This is a genomic window from Longimicrobium sp. (assembly GCA_036387335.1).
Classification (GTDB): Bacteria; Gemmatimonadota; Gemmatimonadetes; order Longimicrobiales; family Longimicrobiaceae; genus Longimicrobium.
In genome coordinates this window covers 1-2,831 of record DASVTZ010000184.1, presented here as the reverse complement: position 1 = coordinate 2,831, position 2,831 = coordinate 1, and the positions used below count along the sequence as shown (strand labels likewise).

Sequence of the window (2,831 nt, the reverse complement as noted above, 5' to 3'; positions counted from 1 at the left end):
AGCTTGCCGTCCTGCACCACCTTGCGGTCCTCGCAGTAGCCCGAGACGTACTTCTCGGCCGCGTCCACGTACGAGGAGGTGTTGATCCAGTTGACCGCCTGCGGATCGTAGGTGGTCTCGTCCGGGTTGTTGGGGATGGCGTTGTCGCCCATGAAGCGCTGGGCGATGTTCCAGTCGCCGTCGCGCAGCACGCCGGCCACCACGGCGCCCCGCATGCTCTGCGGGTTGTCGCGCCACGCCTTGGGCCCCATCAGCTTGTCCTCGCCGCGCGAGTAGCCGCACGAGCCCACGATCTCGGCGCGGTACTCCGGGCCGAAGCTCTCGACGAGCTGGCTGTTGAGCGCGGCTAGGAACGCCCCGGCGCCGTCACCCATGATGCCGATGAAGTGGATCCCGTCGCGCGGCTGGGCCTGGCCGTCGTGCAGCCCCCTGGCGAGGGCGGTGAGCCCCGCCATGAGCTGCGAGTTGTCGTCCTGCCGCGCGATCTTGACCTTGATCCCCTGCTTCTCCATCAGCGAGCCCTCGGTGGTCACCGGGCCGCCGTTGCTGTAGAGGCACCCCATCTGGGAGTTCCACGCCCAGAAGTTGACGCGCACCTCGGGAGCGCCGGGGAGCGCCGCCGGCTTGTCGCTGGGGAGGCCGGCGAACTCGGCCCCGCCCACCAGCGCGTCGGAGCCGGCGTCCAGCCCCTCGATCTTCTCCGGCACTACGGAGCCCAGGATCTCGCGCCCGTAGCCGTTCATGGCGGCGTAGCGCAGGCCGAGGCCCACCACCAGGATGACGGCCAGGCCGCCCAGCACTCGGACCGTCTTCTGGCCCGTGGAAGTCAGTTTCATCGTGGCCCTGCGGATAGGAGTTGGTTGGTTGAAACGAGGGCGCCCTTACGCCTTCGGGCGCCGGACCGCGCTGCGCCAGCGGTCTTCCGGCGACGCGGTGCCGGGCTGCGGCACCGCGGGGGCCCCGGCCGGGAGCGCCGCACGCCCGCGGCCGTCCGGGTTGGCCAGCTCGGCGGCCGTGACCTTCTTCTCCGCCTCGGCGAGCTGCGCGAGGCCCTCCTGGCGGAAGGCCATCTGGTTCAGGTCCACCGCGTGGTCGAAGTCGGTCAGGTCGATCAGCGTCTGCAGCTCTCCCAGACGCTTCTCGTAGTCGTCGCGGATGCGCTCGGCGGCCATGTCGCGCACCTCGGCCAGGTCGCTGTCGCCAAAGATCCCCTGCGCCGCCGTCGTCGCCGCCTGCACGGCGCCGGTGATGGCGTGCTTGTCCTGCAGCTGGTTCGCCTCGTCCTCGGCCGTCTGGATGTGGTAGTCGGCGCGGCGGAGGACGCGCTGCAGCAGCTTCTCGATGTTCTCCACCTGCCCGACCATCGACTGGTACTCCTGGATGTCGCGCGTGCGGCGCGCGGCGATCTCGGCGTGGGCGTTGAGCCCGTCCTCGTCGGACTGCCCCTTGGCGGCGGCGGCCAGGCGGAGCGCCTGCTGCCGCTCCTTTTCGCTCTTCTGGACCTTGGCCTCCACCATCCGCTTCACCCCCACGATGCGCCCCAGGCGGTCCTGGATCACCTCGCGGCGCTCCTTCATCTGCTTCACGAAGGCGTGGAGAATGGAGACCGGATCGAGCTCGATGAAGTTGGAGGTGATCCAGCGCGAGATCATCTGCAGCATGTAGAAGAGGAGCGTCCGCGGACGATCCCACACGAAGACGATGCAGTAGAGCAGCGCGATGGCGCCCACCAGGAACGCCAGGTACAGCGTGTTCTCGGCGATCTGGATGAGCGTGGGAAGGATGCGGACGAAGCCCCACGCCAGGAGGATTCCCAGGGCGGCCACGATGCCCATCCCTACCTTCCCTTCGGGGCGCTCCCAGAAGGTGCGGCGCGGGCGCGGTGCGGCTGGAGTTTCCATCGTCGGGCTCAGGCGTTGGGGGTAAGGAACGGGGCGACGCGGGCGCGCTCGGCGGCGAGCTCGGCGTGCACGGCTGCGTACGACGACGCGAAGCGGGCGGACGACGCGTCCAGCGCCGCGCGGGTTTCGTGGAGGTTCTTCTCCAGCTCGGCGGCGCGGGCCTCCAGGGTGCGGATCTCCTCCTGGCGCCGCGCGATCTCCTTGCGCGTCTTCTCGATCTCGCTCTGCGCCCCGCCCACCGACTGGTCGGACTCGGTCTTCACGGCGCGGTCGAAGGCGCTCTTCTCGCCGTCCAGAATGCGCATGCGGTCGTCGATGGCCGCGGCCACGGCGGCGGCGTCCACCCCGTGGCTCGCCTTTGCGGCCGAGAGGGCGGCCTGCACGCGCTGCATGGGATCGGGGACCACGGAGAGCGCGTCGAACAGGGCGCGGAACTGCGCGTAGGCGGGCTTGCCGCTCGCCCCCACCGCCGCCTGCAGCTGCTTGACGAACTCCGGATCGGGCGCGGCCTGCGCGGGCGCCGCCGCCGTCGCGGGCGCGGCGGGCGCGGCGTACTGAGCAGGCGCCGGAGCCGCCGGGCGCGGCGGAAAGCCGACCGTCGCGTCGGAACGATCTTCCTCCTCGAACTCCACAAAGGTGCCGAGGGCGTCCTTGCTGGCGTCCTTGATCTTGTCGAAGAATCCGCTCATGGGGTTGGGCTTCGGCCCGCGCGCGCCGCCTGGCCGTGCGGAGCCGCTCCTGAGGGGTGGAGGGGTCGGGTGGGATGACGCACAGGATCCGGGCGGCCTGGGACGGCCGCACGCGTGGATGCACGCGAGCGGCTTAAGATGATGCAGAAATTACGATTTGGGTAGACCCTGGTTTCAATTGGTCTGAAAGGCCCCCTCCCCCCGGCCCCCTCCCCCGCCTGCGGGGGCGCAGGGCGGGTGA

3 protein-coding genes are annotated in these 2,831 nt (G+C 70.4%); all 3 read right to left on the bottom strand.

Annotation, left to right across the window (positions count from 1 at the left end):
• On the bottom strand, positions 1–836 hold an 836-nt coding region (locus tag VF647_18240), incomplete at its 3' end, for a hypothetical protein (protein HEX8454032.1).
• A gap of 45 nt (positions 837–881) precedes the next feature.
• Positions 882–1,901, bottom strand: coding sequence for a hypothetical protein (locus tag VF647_18235; GenBank protein ID HEX8454031.1), 1,020 nt, complete (start codon positions 1,899–1,901; stop codon positions 882–884).
• Between the two features lie 8 nt (positions 1,902–1,909).
• Complete coding sequence (locus VF647_18230; GenBank protein HEX8454030.1) at positions 1,910–2,590, bottom strand: hypothetical protein; 681 nt, start codon at positions 2,588–2,590, stop codon at positions 1,910–1,912.
• Positions 2,591–2,831: the final 241 nt, after the last annotated feature.